Source organism: Streptomyces canus (assembly GCF_030815415.1).
Taxonomy (GTDB): Bacteria; Actinomycetota; Actinomycetes; order Streptomycetales; family Streptomycetaceae; genus Streptomyces; species Streptomyces canus_F.
This window is the reverse complement of record NZ_JAUSWW010000001.1, coordinates 353,221-372,169: the sequence shown is the minus strand read 5'-3', so window position 1 is coordinate 372,169 and position 18,949 is coordinate 353,221. Positions and strand designations below refer to the sequence as shown.

Annotated in this window: 18 protein-coding genes and 3 pseudogenes; 7 read left to right on the top strand and 14 right to left on the bottom strand. The window is 68.6% G+C overall.

The window, feature by feature from the left end; genetic code table 11:
• The first annotated feature begins 5 nt into the window (after positions 1-5).
• The 4 genes from QF037_RS01745 (at position 6) to QF037_RS01730 (ending at position 2,580) form a co-directional block, all read left to right on the top strand.
• On the top strand, positions 6-1,352 hold the full coding sequence (locus tag QF037_RS01745; protein ID WP_307021086.1) for a sensor histidine kinase: 1,347 nt from the start codon (positions 6-8) through the stop codon (positions 1,350-1,352).
• A complete protein-coding gene (locus tag QF037_RS01740) occupies positions 1,349-2,041 on the top strand; it encodes a response regulator transcription factor (protein ID WP_307021084.1) in 693 nt (230 codons plus the stop codon). The genes QF037_RS01745 and QF037_RS01740 overlap by 4 nt, the downstream gene beginning before the upstream one ends.
• A 141-nt stretch (positions 2,042-2,182) precedes the next feature.
• On the top strand, positions 2,183-2,455 hold the full coding sequence (locus QF037_RS01735) for a hypothetical protein (protein ID WP_307021082.1): 273 nt from the start codon (positions 2,183-2,185) through the stop codon (positions 2,453-2,455).
• A complete protein-coding gene (locus tag QF037_RS01730; protein ID WP_307021080.1) occupies positions 2,452-2,580 on the top strand; it encodes a hypothetical protein in 129 nt (42 codons plus the stop codon). Before QF037_RS01735 ends, QF037_RS01730 begins: the two co-directional genes overlap by 4 nt.
• Positions 2,581-2,745: 165 nt before the next feature.
• Here QF037_RS01730 and QF037_RS01725 read toward each other — a convergent pair.
• Positions 2,746-3,057 (bottom strand): annotated as a pseudogene (locus tag QF037_RS01725) (transposase); the annotation flags it as partial.
• Here QF037_RS01725 and QF037_RS01720 point away from each other — a divergent pair.
• Positions 3,047-3,992 (top strand): annotated as a pseudogene (locus tag QF037_RS01720) (IS5 family transposase). The pseudogenes QF037_RS01725 and QF037_RS01720 overlap by 11 nt on opposite strands.
• A gap of 187 nt (positions 3,993-4,179) precedes the next feature.
• On the opposite strand, the gene QF037_RS01710 reads toward QF037_RS01720, so the two are convergent.
• On the bottom strand, positions 4,180-4,584 hold the full coding sequence (locus QF037_RS01710) for a hypothetical protein (RefSeq protein WP_307021078.1): 405 nt from the start codon (positions 4,582-4,584) through the stop codon (positions 4,180-4,182).
• A gap of 247 nt (positions 4,585-4,831) precedes the next feature.
• Here QF037_RS01710 and QF037_RS01705 point away from each other — a divergent pair, with 247 nt between their 5' ends.
• Both QF037_RS01705 and QF037_RS01700 read left to right on the top strand, forming a co-directional pair.
• Positions 4,832-6,010, top strand: a complete 1,179-nt coding sequence (locus QF037_RS01705; RefSeq protein WP_307021076.1) for a sensor histidine kinase — start codon at positions 4,832-4,834, stop codon at positions 6,008-6,010.
• Positions 6,007-6,675: a response regulator gene (locus tag QF037_RS01700; protein WP_307021075.1), complete on the top strand. Its 669-nt coding sequence runs from the start codon at positions 6,007-6,009 to the stop codon at positions 6,673-6,675. The genes QF037_RS01705 and QF037_RS01700 overlap by 4 nt, the downstream gene beginning before the upstream one ends.
• 420 nt (positions 6,676-7,095) lie before the next feature.
• Here QF037_RS01700 and QF037_RS01695 read toward each other — a convergent pair whose 3' ends face one another.
• The 12 genes and pseudogenes from QF037_RS01695 to QF037_RS01640 form a co-directional block, all read right to left on the bottom strand.
• On the bottom strand, positions 7,096-8,361 hold the full coding sequence (locus QF037_RS01695; RefSeq protein WP_373463640.1) for an IS701 family transposase: 1,266 nt from the start codon (positions 8,359-8,361) through the stop codon (positions 7,096-7,098).
• A gap of 452 nt (positions 8,362-8,813) precedes the next feature.
• Positions 8,814-10,568: a M48 family metalloprotease gene (locus QF037_RS01690; protein ID WP_307021073.1), complete on the bottom strand. Its 1,755-nt coding sequence runs from the start codon at positions 10,566-10,568 to the stop codon at positions 8,814-8,816.
• Positions 10,565-11,020: a hypothetical protein gene (locus tag QF037_RS01685; RefSeq protein WP_307021072.1), complete on the bottom strand. Its 456-nt coding sequence runs from the start codon at positions 11,018-11,020 to the stop codon at positions 10,565-10,567. Before QF037_RS01685 ends, QF037_RS01690 begins: the two co-directional genes overlap by 4 nt.
• A 358-nt stretch (positions 11,021-11,378) precedes the next feature.
• Positions 11,379-11,507, bottom strand: a complete 129-nt coding sequence (locus QF037_RS01680) for a hypothetical protein (RefSeq protein WP_307037813.1) — start codon at positions 11,505-11,507, stop codon at positions 11,379-11,381.
• Positions 11,508-11,517: 10 nt separating this feature from the next.
• A pseudogene (locus tag QF037_RS01675) lies at positions 11,518-11,976 on the bottom strand (MarR family winged helix-turn-helix transcriptional regulator); the annotation flags it as partial.
• A 299-nt stretch (positions 11,977-12,275) separates the two neighbouring features.
• Positions 12,276-13,154, bottom strand: coding sequence for an LLM class flavin-dependent oxidoreductase (locus QF037_RS01670; RefSeq protein WP_307021071.1), 879 nt, complete (start codon positions 13,152-13,154; stop codon positions 12,276-12,278).
• 125 nt (positions 13,155-13,279) lie between these two features.
• Positions 13,280-13,747: a cupin domain-containing protein gene (locus QF037_RS01665; protein WP_307021070.1), complete on the bottom strand. Its 468-nt coding sequence runs from the start codon at positions 13,745-13,747 to the stop codon at positions 13,280-13,282.
• Between the two features lie 92 nt (positions 13,748-13,839).
• A complete protein-coding gene (locus QF037_RS01660; RefSeq protein WP_307021068.1) occupies positions 13,840-14,811 on the bottom strand; it encodes an alpha/beta hydrolase in 972 nt (323 codons plus the stop codon).
• Positions 14,812-15,311: 500 nt separating this feature from the next.
• Positions 15,312-15,653, bottom strand: a complete 342-nt coding sequence (locus QF037_RS01655) for an SsgA family sporulation/cell division regulator (RefSeq protein ID WP_307021066.1) — start codon at positions 15,651-15,653, stop codon at positions 15,312-15,314.
• Positions 15,654-15,712: 59 nt separating this feature from the next.
• Positions 15,713-16,690: an alpha/beta hydrolase gene (locus QF037_RS01650; protein ID WP_307021065.1), complete on the bottom strand. Its 978-nt coding sequence runs from the start codon at positions 16,688-16,690 to the stop codon at positions 15,713-15,715.
• A 163-nt stretch (positions 16,691-16,853) separates the two neighbouring features.
• On the bottom strand, positions 16,854-17,723 hold the full coding sequence (locus QF037_RS01645) for a helix-turn-helix domain-containing protein (RefSeq protein ID WP_373463639.1): 870 nt from the start codon (positions 17,721-17,723) through the stop codon (positions 16,854-16,856).
• Positions 17,724-17,767: 44 nt separating this feature from the next.
• On the bottom strand, positions 17,768-18,787 hold the full coding sequence (locus QF037_RS01640) for a helix-turn-helix domain-containing protein (protein ID WP_307021061.1): 1,020 nt from the start codon (positions 18,785-18,787) through the stop codon (positions 17,768-17,770).
• Positions 18,788-18,949: the final 162 nt, after the last annotated feature.

Here is an 18,949-nt window from a genome sequence, read left to right as displayed (position 1 = left end):
CGACCATGACGCACACGGGGGGCGGTGGCCCGCGATCACGCGTCACGTGGTGGCGGGAGGCAACGGTCACGGCGGCAGCGTTCGCGCTCTGCCTGCTCGGCGGCGTGGTGCAGGACGACGGCAGCACGCTGTCACCGCCGTCCGCCGCCGCCTACCTCATCGCCGTGGTGTCCTGTGCCGCGCTGCCGGTGCGGCACAGGACGCCCCTGGCCGCCATGGTGGTCACGACCGCTTGCGGGGTGCTGGGGCCGGTACTCGGCCTCCTGCTGAGCCCGCTCATCGTGGCCCCCGCCGTGATCACCGCCTACTCGTACGCGCTCACCGTGCGCAACGAACGGCGCGCGGCGGGCGCGGTGCTGCTCATCTCCGCGGCACTGCTGGTCGCCTCCACCCCCTTGTTCGGGGCCCTCTCGTGGAAAGATGCGAGCAGGGTGGGAGCGGTGGCGGCGTTCCCGCTGGTGGCCGGCGTACTCGGTCACTCGGTGCGGAACCGACGGGCCTACCTGGCGGCCGTGGAGGAGCGGGCGCGGCGGGCCGAGGAGAGCCGGGACAGCGAGGCGCGCCAGAGAGTGGCCGAGGAACGGGTGCGCATCGCCCGGGAGTTGCACGACCTCGTAGCGCATCAGATCACCCTGGCCAACGCGCAGGCCACGGTCGCCGCCCACCTCTTCGACACCCGCCCGGAACAGACCCGCACGAGCCTCAGGGAACTCGTCGAGACCACCGGACACGCGCTCGACGAACTGCGGGCCACGGTAGGCCTGTTGCGTCAGTCCGGGGACGCGGCCACGCCCGCCGAACCGGCACCTGGCCTGTCCCGGCTTCCCACGCTCCTGGAGTCCTTCCGCCGCGCGGGTCTGGAGGTGACGGTGCACCGGGAAGGCACGGCCAGGCCGCTGCCGCCGGGAGTGGACCTCACCGCCTACCGCATCGTCCAGGAGGCCCTGACCAACGTGACCAAGCACGCCGGTACCGGCAGCGCCCGGGTGCGCCTCGCCTTCGGCCGCGATCGCGTGACCATCACCGTCGCCGACGACGGAGGGGGCGCGCGTACGGCGCCGACCGCGCCCACGGGGCCGAGGGCGTCCGCCGTAGTGGACCGTCCGCCCGGTTACGGCCTGATCGGGATGCGGGAACGTGCCACCGCGGTCGGGGGACAACTCTCCGCGGGCAGGCGTCCGGAGGGCGGCTTCCTCGTCTCCACTCAGCTGCCCCTGCCGCCCGCCAAGGACACCACACAGGGCGATGCGACAGGGAACACTGACGAAGCAACAACCATCGAGGGGCCAATGACTGACGGAACGACAGGCCACGGACGGACCGGCGACGCAGAGGCCGGGGACGCGTCGTGACGCTCAGGGTTCTGCTCGCGGACGATCAGGCTCTGTTGCGCGGTGCCTTCCGCATGCTTCTCGACACCGCCGACGACATCACCGTGGTGGGCGAGGCCGGTGACGGCAGGGAGGCGGTGCGACTCACCCGGGAGCTGCGCCCGGACGTGGTGATCATGGACATCCGGATGCCTGGGACGGACGGTCTCACCGCCACGTCGGAGATCTGCGCGGATCCGGAACTGCGTGCCAGTCGCATCCTGATCCTCACCACGTACGAGACCGACGAATACGTCGCCCAGGCGCTGCGCGCGGGGGCCGGCGGCTTCATCGGCAAGGGCATCGGGGCCGAGGACCTGGCGGACGCCGTCCGTACGATCGCCGACGGCGACACTCTTCTGTCTCCGGCCGCGACCCGCTCCCTGGTCGCCCGTTTCCTGGCCACACCGGACACCCCCTCGCCGCAGCACGCCGAACAACTCGCCCTGCTCACCCCGCGCGAACGCGAGATGGTGGGCCTGGTCGCGACCGGCCTGTCCAACCAGGAGATCGCCGAGCGGATGTTCCTCAGCCCCTTCACCGTCCGCGCCCACGTGCAGCGCGCCATGACGAAGCTGGAGGCCCGCGACCGGGCCCAACTCGTCGTCATCGCCTACCGGACGGGCCTGGCCCACGCCGCCCCCGACGGCGGCACCGGTCGCCTGCCGTAGTCCACGGCGGAGGTGCTGGTGAGGGTGCACGGGCTGGGGGCGTGCGGCCCGCGCCCTGTACCGAGCTTCCGCACGCTCCGCAGAGGCCGGTCGTCGGCGTGACAGACAGCGGCAGCCGGTATTCCGCACTAGATTCGAACGATGAGCGACATCGCTGGCACTCCCTGGAAGGGTCCCGAGGGCGACCCTGTCCACACCCGGCTCATCACCCTCGCGAAGGACTGGGCGGAAGCCGTCCTCTCCAACGACGCCACGCGGATCGATGGCTTCATCGTTTCCGCGTCGGGCGTCTCCGCCAAGGAGCAGTTCCTCTCGCTGGTCGAGTCCGGGGAGTTGACCCACTCGGCGCTGACCAGCGTCAGTCGGCCGAGGATCCGGGTGTACGGCGTACCGCGGTTTTCACGGGGCGGGTGACGAACGCGCCCCGCTACAAGGGCCAACGCTTCGACGCCGACGAGTGGACGACCGATGTGTTCGTGAACCGGAACGGCCGCTGGCTGTGCGTGCTGAGTCACATCACGGCGGCAGCCCCGGACTGAGATCGGCGAGTCCCCCTGTGTCGTATCAAGTCACAGCATCGGGGCGAACTCGGGCAGCACAAGGGCCGAGTGGGCCGGTCGTGCCGACGCGGAGGGCAGGGTGTCGAGGCCACGCAGCACGGTGTGGGTGTGTCAATTTAACGGCTGATCTTGGTTGTTGAGTGGTCAGTTGTTGCTCGGGGTCAGGCGACCCTCGAAGGCGATCTGGAACGCGTTGAGGGGTGCTTTCCAGCGCATGGTCCACCGCTTGCGGCCCTTGCCCGTGGGGTCCAGGCTCATCAGTGCCATGTAGATGCACTTGAGGGCGGCGGCCTCGTTGGGGAAGTGCCCGCGGGCGCGGACGGACCTGCGGATGCGTGCGTTGACGCTTTCGATTGCGTTCGTGCTGTAGATGACCTTGCGGATCTCGACGTCGAAGGAGAGGAAGGGCACGAACTCGGCCCAGGCGTCCGACCACAGCTTCACGATCGGCGAGTACGGCCCCTACCCCGAGCGGCTGCGGCAGCAGTTCGAGGGTGTGATCTGGCGGTTCAAGACCGGCGGACAGTGGCGGGAGATGCCGCAGGAGTTCGGCGCCTGGCCGACCGTCCACAACCGCTTCCGGCAGTGGCGTGACGCCGGTGTCTTCGAGGCTCTGCTGGAGGACCTGATCGCGGAGGCCGCGAAGCGGGGTGAGGTGGATCTGTCTTTGGTCAGCATCGACTCCACCACCGCGCGCGCTCACCACGACGCGGCGGGGATACACCTGGACCAGGAGGTCCTCACGGCGCTGGAGAAGGCCGCCGCCGAGGCGGAGAAGGCCAGGTCAAAGGGGGGCAGCCTCGAAGAACAAGACGGACAGGACGCCGAAGCGGATCCCGGTCGGGAAGAGCGACGCATCCGGCGGCGGCGGAAACTGCGGTTGAAGGCCGCCCTCCTGGGGGCGCTCCAGGGGCGGGCAGAGCAGCAAGGTCCACCTCGCCACTGACCGCAAGTGTCGCCCGCTTGCGTTCGTGCTGACCGCGGGCCAGGCCGCCGACAGCCCGCAATTCATCCCCGTGCTGGGGAAGTTACGGGTCCGGGGTCCCGTCGGCCGCCCTCGCACCCGGCCGGACGCGGTCGCCGCCGACAAAGCCTATTCCTCCCGCGGCAACCGGGCGCACCTGCGCAGACGCGGCATCACGGCAGTGATCCCAGAGAAGAAGGACCAGGCCGCCAACCGGAAGAAGAAGGGCTCCAGGGGCGGCCGGCCCGTCAGCCACGACACCGGCCTCTACAACGAGAGGAACACCGTCGAGCGTCTGATCAACAAGCTCAAGGCCTGGCGAGGCATCGCCACCCGCTACGACAAGACCCCAGACAGCTACCTCGCCGGCCTCCACCTGCGCGCCTCGATGATCTGGATCAAAGACCTCACCCGGACCCCTAAATGATCACGACTCGATACGCGCCCTAGCCAGATCTCGACCGCCCATCGCTTCGGGATCGGGATAAATCCCCTTGTTCCCGGGACGCGTTGGACGATTTCGAGGTCGGTGCCGAGGTTGGCGAGCGTTTTGCCCCCGAGTGTGGCACGTGCGGGGCCGGAACGGTCGGCCTCGCACGTGCACAGTGGCTGGGTCAGCAGGATTCGAGGCGGTCGACGTAGGGCTGCAAGCTGTTGTTGCTGTTGGAGCGGAATTTACGGTCCAACTCGCCCGCCGCGAGCTGGAGGCAGCCGCTGTCGTAACCGTTGCGCATGATGACCTTGACTCTTTGGGCGGTGGAGCAGCGGTTGTCGACGTAGACGTTGGTGTAGGGGCCCAAAATGTCACTGTGCGGGTACTGGGTGAACGTGACGCAGCTGGGCGCCACTGCCATCGGAGTCACCTTCGTCGGCGCTTGGGCCTGGCTGTTCCCGGCCTGCGCCTTCGCCGCAGGCGTGACGGAGGTCGGCGCCGCGATGGCGACGGAGGGAATGAGGGCTCCCGAGCCGAGCACGAGTGCTCCGGCTGACAGGGCGGCCAATCGGCGGATCCGGAACATGATCACTCCTTTGATCGTGGACGGTGCGGCGGCCTGGTGCCCGCTCCGTTGGGTGGGTTTGCGCCGCTGGTCCTCGACCGTAGGCGCGGTGCCACGGCGGAGGCGTCCGACAGCGGGTGGAACACTGGCCCCACCGTGCGCGGTAGCCGCGTGGTTCGTGCGACTTCCGCGGTAGTGGTTCCTGCAACTTCCGGGGTACCGCGAAAGGTTGACGCCGCCGCGTGTTCACAGGCCTTAGGCTGCGGCGATGCGCATGCCTACGCCCCGCCCGCTCGTCCTAGACACGCTGATCGCGCTCGCCATGACGTGGGTGGCCGTCCGGCTGGGTCAGGTGTCGGTGGCGCGGGGCTGGCCGAAACTCGACGCCCCTGCCTATGTGCTGCTTGCACTGGCGCATCTGCCGGTTGCCTTTCGGAGCAGGGTACCGACGGTGGTGTTCGCGGCCGTGCAGTTGGCTGGCGTCTCCTACATCAGCCTGGGGTACTGGCCGGTGGCGTCCGCGTTGGGCTCGATGCTTGCCCTGTACACGGTGGCGTCGGTGTATTCGGCACGGTTTGCCGTCGGCTGTGCGGCTGTGATGACCGCCAAGTGGGTGTATGCGGGTGTGATCAGCGACAGCTTGTCCATGACGCTAGTGGTGAGCCAGGCCCTCCTGTTCAGCTTGGTGCTGGTGTGGTCCGGCACGCTGGCCCGCCGCTCCCGCGAACTCGCCCGGCAGTTGCGCGGCGAGCAGGCCGAGCGGGCCCGCCGTGAGGTCGCCGCCGAACGTGGGCGCATAGCGCGGGAGCTGCACGACGTCGTCGCCCACCACATGTCGGTGATCTCCGTGCAGGCCGGCCTGGCCCGGTTCGTCCTGGACTCCGATACCGCCACTGCCCGGGGCGCGCTCGGCACCATCGAGGACACCAGCGGCGAGGCCTTGGAGGAGCTGCGGCGCATCCTGCACGTCCTGCGGGAACACGATCTGGGCGGCGCCGAGTCAGCCGCCCCCATGCCCACCCTCGCTCGACTCGACGACCTGCTCGAGCGTATCCGGGCCGGTGGCGTCCCGATCGAGCTGAGCATCAAGGGCACCGTTCGTCCGCTCGCCCCGGGCGTCGAATTGTGCGCGTACCGCGTCGTCCAGGAGGCCTTGACCAACGTCCTCAAACACACCCACCACGCTGACGCACAGGTGCGACTGCACTACCGGCAGCATGAATTGATCGTCATTGTCACGGACAACGGAACGGGCAACGGAGACGGGCTGATTCCGGCCAGAGTTCTGGCAGGCGGCGGACACGGCTTGATTGGCATGCGGGAGCGGGCCAAGCTCTACGGCGGGAGGATCAGCGTCGGCCCACGTGCCGAGGGGGGTTTCGCGGTCCGCCTGACCCTGCCGACGTCGACAACTGGCGCACGGTGGGGAGACGAGGGTAGGAGATGACCAGAGTCCTCGTCGTCGACGACCAGTTCCTCATCCGCGCCGGCCTCGTCGGCCTTCTCAACGCCGCGCCCGGTTTCGAGGTCGCCGGCGAGGCGGGGGACGGCGAGGCGGCGGTGCGGCTGGCCGCCAAGACCCGGCCCGACGTGGTCCTGATGGACATCCGCATGCCCGGCGTGAACGGCATCCAGGCCACCAGGCGCATCCTCACGGACGCGGTCGACCCCGCGCCCCGGGTGCTGGTCCTGACCACCTTCGACCTCGACGAATACGTCTACGGAGCATTGCGTGCCGGGGCGTCCGGCTTTCTGCTCAAGGACTCAGGACCTGAGCGGCTGCTGGCAGCCGTGGCCGCGGTCGGGGGCGGCGACGCACTCTTCGCCCCGAGCGTGACTCGTCGGCTCGTCGAGGCGTATGCCCAACAGGACCGATCCACGCCCGACGCCCAACCCCTGCCGAGCCTCGGCACGTTGACCCCCCGTGAGGTCGACGTCCTCAAACTCATCGCGCGCGGCCTGTCCAACCCGGAGATCGCCGACCGGCTCTCCATCAGCGAGGCGACGGTCAAGACCCACCTCAACCGCGCCATGACCAAGCTCGGCCTGAACAGCCGGGCCCAGGCGGTAGTGATCGCCTACGAGACAGGCCTGGTGACACCAGGAGGGTAGGCGGGCTGCCGCAGACGCTCAGGTTCAGTTGGTGACGTGCGCGTTGGCGCGGCGTACACGTGGCGTAGACGTTGGGCGGCCCACGAGCATCCGGAGATCGGGCCGGGCCCCGGCGGTGAGGGCGCGTTCGGGATGGAGAAGGCCCTGGTGGAGCGCCTGCGAGGCCAGAGGGTGCTGGGCGAGTGGCACATCCCTGCGAAGTCGTCCCTGTTTCGGGCCCGGCAACGACTAGGGCGCGTATCGAGTCGTGATCATTTAGGCTACGAAGGCGAATCCCGCAGACTGATCACGACTCGATACGCGCCCTAGTAGGGCTTGGTCAGGTTCGTAGTGGTGTGGGTATGTCGCGGTGGCAGGTGGGGCAGGCGCCGGTCCAGGTGGCGAGGAGGGTCTGCAGTTCGCGGACCACTTGGTAGAGGCTCAGGCCTGCGCGGCGTCTTTTGGGTCTGGTGCCAGTCGTTGCAGGGTGCAGAAGGCGTGGGCGGCGGAGACGAGGGTGACGTGGTGGTGCCATCCGTTGAAGGTGCGGCCTTCGAAGTGGGCCAGTCCCAGGGCCTGTTTCATCTCGCGGTAGTCGTGCTCGATGCGCCAGCGGAGCTTGGCCAGCCGCACCAGTGTGGCCAGTGGCATGCCGGAGGGAAGGTTCGAGAGCCAGAACTGGACCGGCTCGGGCTCGGTCGCGGGCCATTCCGCCAGCAGCCAGCGTTCGGGCAGTTCAGGATCGTCGGTGGCCCGGCGGATGCCGCGGCCGGCCGGGCGGATGCGCAGGGCGACGAACCGCGAGTACATGCGCTTGAAGCCGCTTCGGCTCTTGCCCGGCCGGGAGCCTTCCCGCCACGACACCGGTCTCGCCGCCGCCCTCCCGGCCGCGATGACCAGGTCTTTCATCGTCTGCGCAGGCTCGGGGTACCGCACTTTGGGTGGCCGGCCGGTGCCCGGGTAGGCGGGCTGGACGGGTTGGGCGTGGGCGGGATGGGCGGTATGGCGCGAGGAAATACCCACCGCATAGGCCAGCTTGCGTTCCTCCAGGCCCAGCCGGAAGGCGGCAGCATCGCCGTATCCGGCGTCCGCGACGACCAGGGGGACGTCGATGCCCCACGACCGGGTCTCGTCGATCATGTCCAGGGCCAGCTGCCACTTCTCCACATGCCCCACCTGGGCCGGAATCCCGCACTGGCCGCGGCGGGCAATCTTGACCGGGTCGGCCTCCGGCGCGTCGGGATCCCAGGATGCGGGCAGGAACAGCCGCCAGTTGACGGCCGCGGAGGCACGGTCGCTGGCCAGGTGCAGCGAGACGCCCACCTGGCAGTTGGTGACCTTGCCCGCGGTGCCGGTGTACTGCCGCGACACACACGCCGAAGCATCGCCGTCCTTCAAAAAGCCGGTGTCATCGACGACCAGCGCCTCGGGACCGATCGCCTCGTGCATCCTCCAGGCCAGCCGGGCCCGCACGTGCGCGGGATCCCACGGGCTGGAGGTGATGAAGTGCGCCAGCGCCTGCCGGTTGCCGTCCTCACCCAGCCGGGCGGCCATCGGCTCCACCGACTTGCGCTGCCCGTCCAGCAGCAGCCCGCGCACATACGCCTGCCCCCACCGCCGCTGATCCGCACGGAAGAACCCGTCGAACAACTCCGCCGCGAACGCCTCCAAGTCCCCCCGGACCGAGGCCATCTCCTCAGGTGTCACACCACTCCAACGACCCTCACGACGCATGAGACACGCATACACAAGTGAAGATGACCAAGCACTACTAGTCGGGAGCCGGGGGCTCGAAGCGCGCGAAGAAGTCGTCCAGCGCCTCGGGAGCCACAGGCCGCGACGGTCCCGCCCCGTTCTTCCCCCCTGAGTCACCTCGATCTACCGGTCGGTTTCTGGTGTGGTCTTTTGAGGATTCGAAGGCCGTGCCGTGGTACTCCGGCTGGGTGTGGGCAGGCGGTACTTGCTGGTCTGCCCGGCTCTTCCACGGTTCGGCTCGGGTTGGGCCCTGATGGGCTGTCGGTCACGTCAGGGTGCCTCGGGCGTCGGGTGGATGGTGGCGAACAGTTGCGTCCACGCGTGCTGCCAGGGCCAGTTGTTCGGCAGATGCAGTGTGTGAGGACTCAGCCACTTGTGGTGAATTGTTCCTTTTTCTGCGTGAATTAGTGTGGCAAGAGCTGTCTTAGCGCTGATCTGGCCCGCCAGTAGCGCAGGTTGACCATGGCGTCTTCGTTGGGCGCATCCAGGTCGTAGCCGGAGCGGCACTGCAGGGCCTGGGCCTCGGCCGTCGACGTGAGCAGCCGCTTCCATGCCTTTCCGCCCGCGCCGGAGCCCGGAAAGACCGGCAGTTCCAGCGCGTCGCTCACCGTCGCACCCAAGGCGGCGCAGCGGGCGCTGGCGGCATCGGATCCCGCGGCCCCATCCGGAAGGTGTTTGTCGAACCGGCCGAGCACCGCAGAGCCTCCCCGCGCGTACCAGCCGACGGCCCGGTCCTTGACTGCGGCGCTCACCGCGGGTCCGTCGCGCCACGTGTTCATCTCGTCGGACATCTCGCCCATATGGGCACTTGCCTGCGTCGCCCAGTCATCCTCTGCCTGCGCCCAATTCGCGAACGGGTTCATTGCGAATGCGCTGATCAGCCAGATGACACCGTACATCCAGGCGCGGGCCGGACTCGCCTCGTCTGCACTCCGCGCCTTGCGGCGCGGGAATACCGCAAAGCCGGTGGCGATGATGAGCGGCCCCACAAGGTATGCGAGATAGATCACCGTCTGCGCCGGGACCGTGTCGAGCTTGAGCCAGGAGATCACCGAGTAAATGATGGTCACGTACGCGACGAGGAAGACCGTGAGCTGCAGCTTCGTGCCGCCCTTGTCCTCGGAGCGGGGGGTGTCGATTTCGGCCAGGCGCTCACTCCAGGTCGGGTGGTTGCGCAGAAAGCGGGGGAGCCGAAGCCGGGGCAGCGCGGCTGACCGCGATTCCGCCTGTTTTCTCCACACCTCCCGGTCGCTTCCGAACTCGAATACAGCATCTCGGTCGGCGACCAGCTCACGATGGCGCAGGATGTCGGCCCTGGCCACGTAGACCAGCGCGGTGAGCACTACCGCGAGCAGCGCGGTCTTCGCTCCGGGCTCATATCCGTCCCAGTACGCCCGCTCGGCGCCCTGTAAGCGGTCGTGGAGCACCAGGGCCGCGTTCAGGGCCAGGCAGGGCAGCAGCACGGCAATCAAAAAGACCCGCCACAGCGCGATGGCGAGATAGGCCAGGTCGACGTCCCGGTTACGCACATGGGCGAGCTCATGCAGCACGACCGCGTCGAAATGCGACCTGTCCTTGGTCGTCCGTTTGGGCAGCAGCCCCACGTTCAGGCAGACGGTGTAGCGGCCGACGCTGCCGAAAGTCACCGCGCTGGCGGACAGCGCCCGGGGATTGCACACGAAGCTGGGCAACCGGTCCCGGGGCAGCTCGGCGCGCTGCACCAGCCGGGCCAGATGCGCCAACCGCTCGTCGTTCCCGCTGCGGCCCTCGACGGCTGCCACGATCTGCTGCGCGGAATACAGCTCCGGGAGCCGGTTATTGCGCTGCCGCCACCGCGGCAGCCACCGGGACAGCAGCACGGCCGCCACCGCGACGCCGGCGGTGCACAGTACGGTCGCGTACAGCGCGGTCCGAGCACCGTCCGCCCGGCAGGCGACCAGCTCCTGGTGGAAACGCAACCCCAACTCGGTGCGCCACTTCGGCCCTTGGAGATTCATGCCGGCTGCGGAGGCACAGTGCGGGAGCGAGGTCGCGGAGTGATACGTGAGCACCGCTTCGCCGATGAGCGCGGTTCCGGACGCGAGTAGCACCGTGACGAGCATCAGCATCCGCCGGGTGGTCGCACGCGCGGTGAGCGCCCGTGACTGCGCCGTCGTCATTGCTCGGACGGCCCCATGGCCAGCCGGGCGACGACGGCTTCCCCGAGCTGCTTCGCGGCCGCCTCATCGAGGCCCCGCAGGCACGCCTCGCCGTAGACCCGCTGGTAGACCGCCTTCTGCTGCTCGGGGGTCAGCGGCACTGGGTCGGCGACAACACGTGCGCTGCGGGCGGGAGTCCGGGAGAAGCGTGCCCGGATACGGGCGAAGAAGCCGTCCGCCGCGACGCCTGCTCCCCGGGTGACGAACTCGTTGACCACCAGCCATACGACGGGGGTGATCAGGCTGGCGACTTCCGCCACGCCGAAGCCGAGCAGCTCGTGGCTATCGGGCCGGGTGAACAGCCGAGTGATGCCGTCGTCCTCGAGTGGCTGCAAATATTCGAGCAACTCCCGTTCATGCGGCACATGTTCGGCAATGAGCGGCGTGACGATCCCCCGTACGGACGCGGCCATGGCGGGTATTATAATAGATGACCTCAAGGTGGCCGTGCTCGGCTCCCTGCTTGGCTGCGCCGTAGACCTGCTTCACCTTGGAGTCGATGTCCAGGTAGACCACCTAGCCGCCAGTGTTCGAAATCGGTGAGGTCTTTCGGTGAAGCGTCCAGGCAGGTCTTCTCGCGGCTGCAGAGCGCGCTCAGCCAGAGCGGGGTATCCGTCGCGTAATTGCCCTTCGTCTCTGCCGTGAATCTCCGAAAGCGCGGCGACTGGCCGTAGAACGTCCAAAGAGGATCTACCGTGTACCGCGGCGACACGAAGATCGGGTGCCCGGGCTCCGACGACGTCCTCCGGAGTCGGCAGGTCCTTCCTTCCCTCAAGCAGAGACCGCCGCACGTCCGGTGTACCGCAGCCCGCCCTTGTCGTAGCGCCCCAGCAGCAGGGTCCGCGATCTCGACAGCGGCCCGGTGACCGCGCCGACGATCACCTCCTGTGTCTCGCGCACCCACGCGGTGGCGATCGTTGATCGCCCGTTCGATGGTGCCGGCGATGGCGATGAAGGATTCGGCCAAGCCAGGTCTCGAACAGAGGATCTCCTCCAGGACGGTCCACATTGCAGCGATCGGCTTCCTCATGGCGTGGCTCTTGTCCGTGAGCCGGACGACCATCACGCGCCGGTCGTGTGCGGTCGGCTCGCGAGTCAGCAACCCGGCGTCCTGCATCCGGCGCAGGGCCTTGGAAACGGTCGAGTGGTCAAGGCCGACGCTCGTGAGGAGTTCGGACTGGGTCTGCCCGTCCCTTTCGTACAACTGCATCAGCAACAGTTCCTGCCCCGAGTGCAGATTCATTTCGCGCAGCATGGCGGCCGCGTAGCCTCGGTGGGCTCGAGCCAACTGGAACACCGCGTAGCTCAAGCGGCCCTTCCGCACCGTACTGGGAAAATCGTCTGTGGACTCGGTCGTCCCTGTTCGCACGCCGGAGCATTCGGAGAGGACTTCGGCCGGGGTCGCCGCGGAGGCCGTCGACTCGGCCGGCACGCGCCAGCCCAGTACGGGCGGGTCGCCGGCCTCTGACCAACCAGAGACGCGCGCGCGGCAGGCCGCGCGGCTCGCACGGCGGGGTGATCTGCGTGCTTCGGGCGCGTACCGGTGGACGTTCCACCCTCGTTCTGCGGTGAGAGGGGCTCCGGTGACGACTGCGGCCTCAGGGCCGGGCGGGTACCCGACGAGGCCGGTAGTCTCGGCGGGGGTTCCGTAGCCTCCCACAGGCGGAATCAGTCCAGCTGCCCCAGGGTCTCGCGGACGGCGGGGACGACTTCGGCGGAGAAGGCACGGATCTGCTCCGCGTGATCATGCTCGGGCCAGATGACGAAGCCGTTCATGCCGACCGTCGTCACCAGTTCGGCGATGGTCTCGCTCCACTGGGCAACCGGCCCCCTGAACGGGCCGTCTGCGGCGGACTGGATGGTTCCGGAGATGTTGTAGACCTTGCGGATCGCCGACGGGTCGCGGCCCGCAGCGGTCGCGGCGTCGTCGATGCGCCCTACGGCCACCGGCAGGGCATCGAGTCCGAGGTAGGCGTGGGACGGCAACCAGCCGTCGGCACGGGCGCCGGTCAACGCGAGCATGCGCGGACCGTAAGAGCCGAGCCACAGACCCATGCCGGGACCAGGGGCCGGGCCGGGACGGACGCCGGCGAGCGAGTAGTGCTCGCCACGGACCCGGACGCTGCGCTGCCCACTCCACATCGCGCGGATTACATCGATCGCCTCGTCCAGGGCGTCGACGGCCTCCCGCGGTTCCCTTCGCGCCCCTCCCATGGCTTCGATCGCCTCCCAGAAGGCTCCGGCCCCCAGGCCGAGCCGCACCCGGCCCCCGGACAGTCTGTCCAGTGTCGCGGCGGACTTGGCCAGCACGGCCGGGGGCCGCAGGGGGAGTGAGGCGACCGTCGGAACCAGGGTGACGTTGCGGGTCCGGGCGGCCAGGAAACTGAGCAGCGTCCAGGTGTCGTCGAACGATTCCTGGTAGGGGTGGTCCTGGATAGTCAGAAGGTCCAGGCCGAGCTCGTCGATGAGCAGTGCGTGGTCGCCGGAACGCCCGACGGGCGAAACGAGCGGGTCAACGTTCGCGCCGAACAGAACGGGAAGGGACATGACAGCCTCTCGATGGCCAGGAGCCTGAGGGAGCCGAGGTGCGGGCTGCACTCGCGTCCGACGCAGGCATGGATCGTCCTTCGATGGTGCAGGGGCCCGGCCGGTGCGGCCCGGGGGCATCGTGCTCAGCGGGGTGGTCCGAGGATGACCCCGCCGTACAGTGCCGAGGCTTCGGCCAGCAGGGACCTGGGAATCTCGAAGCCGTCGGGTCTCGGTGCGGCGAGGTCGCGTCCGGCGTGGCGGAACATGCCCTCGATGCCGCCGGGGGTGGTGATCATCAGGAGGTCCGCGCGGTCGGAAGTGATGCGGTAGGAGTGGGGGACGTTGCGGGGCAGGTAGACGATTCCCCCTTCACGCAGCTCGTGCTCGTCCTCCCCCGACCACACCAGGGCGGTGCCCTTGATCAGCATGAAGACCTCGTCTTCCCGGGTGTGGAGGTGGAAGGGAGGCGCCTCCCCCTTGGCCACGGCGAACCGGCCCACCGTCAGCTTCCCTTCGGTGGCCTCCTGGTCAAGCAGGACGGAGAAGGTGCCCCCGTCGATCCACTCAAGTTTCTGCTGCTGTTCGGGTTGGGCGAGGTAAGCCATGGACATACGTCCTCTTCCCTTCTGCTCTGTCCTGCCGGTGCACCTGGTGCCTTCCGCAGCCGCGACAAGAACTTGGAACGGTCCCGGTCTCCCAGCGGTCAGGCCCCAAGGGTGCGGCGGACCCAGGCGCTGCGGGCGGCAAGTGCGGCGGTGGACAGGGCCGCCGCGGGAGCCGCGCCATCGAATATGTGGAAGCCGCCGGCCCATACATGCAGTTCAGCCTGCACGCCTGCGGCCCACAGGCGGGACGCGTAAGCGACGTCCTCGTCCCGGAAGACCTCTGCGGAGCCGACGTCGATGAATGCCGGCGGGAGGCCCGACAGATCCGTGGCGCGGGCGGGAGCCGCGTAGGCGCTGACCGCATCGGTGGTGCGGCGCTCGCCCAGGAGGGCGGTCCAGCCGGTGACGTTGCTCTCCCGGCTCCAGGAACCGGTACCGGAGTACTGGCTGCTGGACACGCTCCGGTCGCGGTCGTCGAGCATCGGGCTCATCAGCAGCTGCGCCATCGCGACCGGCCCCTGACGGTCACGGGCCAGCAGGGACACGCCCGCCGCCAGCCCGCCGCCAGCGGAGGTCCCGGCCAGGAGGATCCTCTCTGGATCGATGCCCAGTTCGGCGGCGCGGTCGGCGGTCCAGACGAAGCCGGCGTACGCGTCCTCCACCGGCGTCGGGTCGGGGTGCTCGGGGGCCAGGCGGTAGTCCAGGGACACCACGACGGCGTCGTGTTCCAGGGCCCAGTCCAGGATGTTGACGATTCCGGTGAACCGGTCGCCGATGATCATTCCGCCGCCATGCAGGAAGTAGATCCCAGCCTTGGTCACGGCACCGTGGCGCGGGGTGAACACCGACGCGGTCACCTCTCCGCCCTCCACCGGGACGGTGCGGACCTGGTGATCCAGGGCCCGGGTGGCCAGGATCTCCTCGATGGGGGCTGTGAACGGTACGGCTCGCAGGGTGTCGATCATCTCAGCGGTGATCGTCGTCGGCAGCGGGCTGGCATCCAGCAGGGCCCCCAGCTCGGGGTCGTACGGCGGACGGGCCTGGGTCCGGGTGTCTGTCGAAGCACTCATGGCGCTCTCCGTGTTCGCGGTTCCGTCGACCACTTCTGTGGCCGACCACATAAATATAGCGCAGAAAAGGTGGCTGGCAACATAATCTCGATGCAGTCGTCCGCCGAGGGCCTCTCACACGTACGCGACGCACGTGGAAGATGGCGATCCGTACAGCCGCAGATCCGGGGGAGCAGCCGCGTGCGCGAAGACTTCCGACAGGCTCCGCCTGCTCTCCACCCGGAGCCGGCTTCGGCGGAGCGCACTCGGACGACACAGGACACGAGGAAAACAGCGCGTCTGCGCTCTCCGGCCACCGTCCTCCCGAGCGAGGAGCGACCGAGTGCGCCGGCGGTCAGGTCTGACCCGCCTGCCGTCCGGACGCCAGGGCCCTGCGCGCCCTGCACACTTCCGGCTCGGGGGTGCGTGTGCACCAGAACGTCTCCTGTGGCCGGCTCCGGCCGGCTCTTTTCGTCCTATTCGTCTCGGCGAGGAGAGCGCGAAGAGCCGTCGACGGGTGGTCAGTGGTCCTCGAGCGGGTTGGCCACCAGTTCGTCCCAGTCGAGACCCGTGAGTTCCTCGCCGGGCGGGACCAGGTCGTATGTCTCGAAAAGCCAGTCCTCCACCCGGTGCAGGTCCAGTTCGAACAGCACCCGCATGCCGCAGCGCTCCAGGCGCAGGCGCAGCACTGGCCGATCTTTGCTGATCGTCGACCAGACCCGCACGTCCCCGATCCCCGTCGGCGCCAGCAGGCCGTCATGGAGAAGGTCACGGCCGATCCACCAGGTGACGGGAGGCCCACCTTCCGGTTGGAAGGTGACCGAGGCGACGAGGGGATCATCGCGGTCGAAACGGAACTCCACCCGGAGCGGAATCCTGTAGGAGTCGCAAACGATCCGGAAGATCCGCAGTGACAGGGGGGCTACCATGTTCGGCTGTGGAGGGCGGCGTGCAGGGCACCGGCGGCCATCGTGATGGCCGCCCCGGCGGCGTGGGTCTCGCGAAGGGCGTTGAGCATGACGAAGTCGTGGATGATGCCCTGGAAGCGGACGGCGGTGACCTGGACACCGGCCTCGCGCAGCTTGTTGGCGTATGCCTCGCCCTCGTCGCGCAGCACGTCGGCCTCGCCGGTGATGACCAGGGCCGGCGGCAGACCGGTGAGCTGCTCGGTGGTGGCGCGCAGCGGGGAGGCGGTGATCTGGGCGCGCTCGGCCTCATCCGTCGTGTACTGGTCCCAGAACCACTGCATGCCGTCGCGGCGCAGGAAGTAGCCGGTGGCGAACCGGTGGTAGGAGCCGGTGTCGAAGGCGGCGTCGGTGACGGGGTAGAACAGCACCTGCTGGGCCAGTGGGACATCGCCGCGCTCCTTGGCCATCAGGGTCAGCGCGGCGGCCATGTTGCCGCCGACGGAGTCTCCGGCCACGGCCAGGCGGGAACCGTCAAGGTTCTTGGACGCGCCCTGCTGCACGACCCACCGCGCGACCGCGTAGTTCTGCTCGATGGCCACCGGGTAACGGGCCTCGGGGGAGAGGTCGTACTCGGGAAAGACGACCGCGGCGTTCGCGCCGACGGCGAGTTCGCGCACCAGGCGGTCGTGCGTGTGGGCGTTGCCGAACACCCAGCCCGCACCGTGGATGTAGAGGATCACCGGCAGCGTGCCCTTGACGCCGACGGGCCTGACGACGCGGGCCCGGACACTGCCCGTCGGACCGCCCGGGACAGTGATCCACTCCTCGTCGATCGCGGGCTTCGCGATCTCGCCGGACTGCACCTCGTCGACCGCCTTGCGTCCCTCGGCCGGCGGCAGGTCGAAGAGGTACGGCGGATTGGCGGTCGCCTCCGCGAAGGCAGCCGCAGCAGGCTCCAGGACCGGCTGAACCGGCTCGACGGCATCGGACATGTCAATCTCCTGGGGTTGGTACACCGGCCCTTCAGGCGACATGACACGGATCATGCGCCGGGCCCCGGTGAGTGTTGATCGTCACGCTAAGACCACTGCCTGGGCGGTGATTGACGGCGAGCGCACCGCTGCTTGTTTTTCAGCGAATGGCACGTGTCGCTGATCAGCGAGCAGGGGCGGTGGTGTGCGCCGCCTGCCACTGGCTCGGGGACATGCCGTAGGCGGCCCGGAACGCCCGGGTGAAATGGGCGGGATGGGGGAATCCCCAACGCTGTGCGATCGCCGACACACTGGGAGCGGATCGCCCGCCGCGACGGAGTTCCTCGCAGCATTTCTCCAGGCGACACTGCTTGATCCAGCGGCTCACGGTCGTGGCTTCGCCTTGGAACAGTTTGTGCAGGTAGCGCACGGAGATCTGGTGGGCGCTCGCGATCGCCCCCGGTGTCAGGTCGGGGTCGGCGAGGTGCTCGTCGATGAATGTTTTGATCCGCAGGAGCAGCGCATGGGAAGCATCGGGTTCGGCACTCCCGTCCCCGTCATGGCCGAGTTGCTCGGCGAACAGACTCGCGAGGAGGTTCATGGCGTGGCCCGCGAGCCGCTCGCCCACCTCGGGTCCGCAGTCCGCCGCTTGAGTGGCGAGCCCGGAAAGGAAGCAGGAGACCAGTGCGCCTAGCCCCTGATCTCCGCGGACGGTCCTAGAGGTGATCCGTCTCAGTTCGGCGCTGCTCAGCCCTACGGCATGGCGCGGGACGACAAAGCACATGGTTCGTCCTTCGGACCGCAGCTCGTACGGACGGGCGGCCTCGAAGATCGTGAAGTCTCCCGCCCGGAGGACCGCTTCCCTTCGGTCCTGGGTGAGCGTTCCCTGCCCGCCGCACTGAAGGGCGATGGCCAGGCGTTCCTCCCCGCCGCCCGCCGTCGATCTCGGCCCTCCGACCGCCTGATCCGCCGCGTTGTCCACCGTGAAGACTTCCACATAAGCGAGGTGGCCGGTGGTCGCGCCGCTGCCGGGGACACTGGTCAAGACATCCATAGTTCGTTCCTGTGCTGGATCGCAGACGGCACGTGTGCCGCCCTCTACGTCGCGGTGCCTCGCTCCGGCATGTCAGGCAGCGGCCGTCCCGGGACAGGAAGACCGCTGCGTGCCTGCCACTCGCGCGGCGACATCCCGTAGGCCGCGCGGAACACCCGGCTGAAGTGGGGCAGGCGGGTGAAGCCCCAGCCCCGTGCGACCGAGCTCACCGTGGGGGTGCGGGGGCCGCGGCGGTCCAGCTCGCGGCGGCACTCCTCGAGCCTGCGCCGCAGGATCCACCGGCTCACGGTCATGCCTTCGTCTTCGAAGAGCTTGTGCAGATAGCGCGTGGAGATGCCGTGCGCCCGGGCAATCGACTCGGGCGACAGGCCGGGGTGGGCCAGGTTGCGGTTGATGAAGAACCGGATCCGCAAAAGCAGGGTGCGCTGGGCCGTCTCGGCGTCGAGCCTGTGCCTGTCGTGGCCGAGTTGTTCCGCACACAGCGTGGCGAGCAGGTCTGTCACGTTGCGCGCGAGTTGTTCGCCGACCTCTTGGGTGTGCGATGCGGCGGTGTCGGCGAGGCGTGACAGGAAAGGAGACAGGAGCCGTGCCAGTCCCCGGTCACCGCGGATGACCCTTCCGGTGAGGCCGCGCAGATCGGAATCCGGCACGAGCAGAGCGGGCCTCGGCAGAAGGACCGATACGATCTCGACCGGCTCCGTGTACATCGATGCGTAGGGGCCGTACGAGGTCAGCATGATGATGTCGCCCGGTCGCATCGCGCCGGTCTCCCTGCCGTCCTGTGCCAACACCTTCGGTGTTCCGCGGCGCTGCAGGCCGACGGTGACGTATGGCTCGGGATCATGCGAGATCAGGCGGGGGGTGCGGCTGATGTGAGCCGGACCGGACAGCACCTTGTTGATACGCAGAGGTCCCAGTTGGTCGGTGGTGATGGAGGCCGAAAACGGTCTCGGCCCTTCCAGGAAGTTCATGTTGTGGCGGAAGTGGGTCTGCATCACGGCGTCGGCGAAGAAGGCGGGCCGGTCGCGTGACAGTACTTGTTCGGTGGAAACGATGACGGTCATGGTGACTGCGTCTCTCTGTCAGTGTGCGCGGGCCCAGCTCGCAGGACGCTGTGGTGTCCGCGGTCGTTGGCACCTGTGCCGGTGCGGGCAGGTATGCCCAAAGCCGGATCAGGCGGGCTTCCTTGATGCTCCGGTTACCTCGGTGTGACCGACCAGCGCCTG

Excerpts from the sequence above, each read along its gene's own strand:
- QF037_RS01705 (WP_307021076.1), top strand. The coding sequence starts at position 4,832 with ATGCGCATGCCTACGCCCCGCCCGCTCGTCCTAGACACGCTGATCGCG.
- QF037_RS01670 (WP_307021071.1), bottom strand. The coding sequence starts at position 13,154 with ATGTCCCTTCCCGTTCTGTTCGGCGCGAACGTTGACCCGCTCGTTTCG.
- QF037_RS01665 (WP_307021070.1), bottom strand. The coding sequence starts at position 13,747 with ATGTCCATGGCTTACCTCGCCCAACCCGAACAGCAGCAGAAACTTGAG.
- QF037_RS01710 (WP_307021078.1), bottom strand. The coding sequence starts at position 4,584 with ATGTTCCGGATCCGCCGATTGGCCGCCCTGTCAGCCGGAGCACTCGTG.
- QF037_RS01685 (WP_307021072.1), bottom strand. The coding sequence starts at position 11,020 with ATGGCCGCGTCCGTACGGGGGATCGTCACGCCGCTCATTGCCGAACAT.
- QF037_RS01645 (WP_373463639.1), bottom strand. The coding sequence starts at position 17,723 with ATGGATGTCTTGACCAGTGTCCCCGGCAGCGGCGCGACCACCGGCCAC.
- QF037_RS01700 (WP_307021075.1), top strand. The coding sequence starts at position 6,007 with ATGACCAGAGTCCTCGTCGTCGACGACCAGTTCCTCATCCGCGCCGGC.
- QF037_RS01735 (WP_307021082.1), top strand. The coding sequence starts at position 2,183 with ATGAGCGACATCGCTGGCACTCCCTGGAAGGGTCCCGAGGGCGACCCT.
- QF037_RS01745 (WP_307021086.1), top strand. The coding sequence starts at position 6 with ATGACGCACACGGGGGGCGGTGGCCCGCGATCACGCGTCACGTGGTGG.
- QF037_RS01650 (WP_307021065.1), bottom strand. The coding sequence starts at position 16,690 with ATGTCCGATGCCGTCGAGCCGGTTCAGCCGGTCCTGGAGCCTGCTGCG.
- QF037_RS01660 (WP_307021068.1), bottom strand. The coding sequence starts at position 14,811 with ATGAGTGCTTCGACAGACACCCGGACCCAGGCCCGTCCGCCGTACGAC.
- QF037_RS01690 (WP_307021073.1), bottom strand. The coding sequence starts at position 10,568 with ATGACGACGGCGCAGTCACGGGCGCTCACCGCGCGTGCGACCACCCGG.
- QF037_RS01640 (WP_307021061.1), bottom strand. The coding sequence starts at position 18,787 with ATGACCGTCATCGTTTCCACCGAACAAGTACTGTCACGCGACCGGCCC.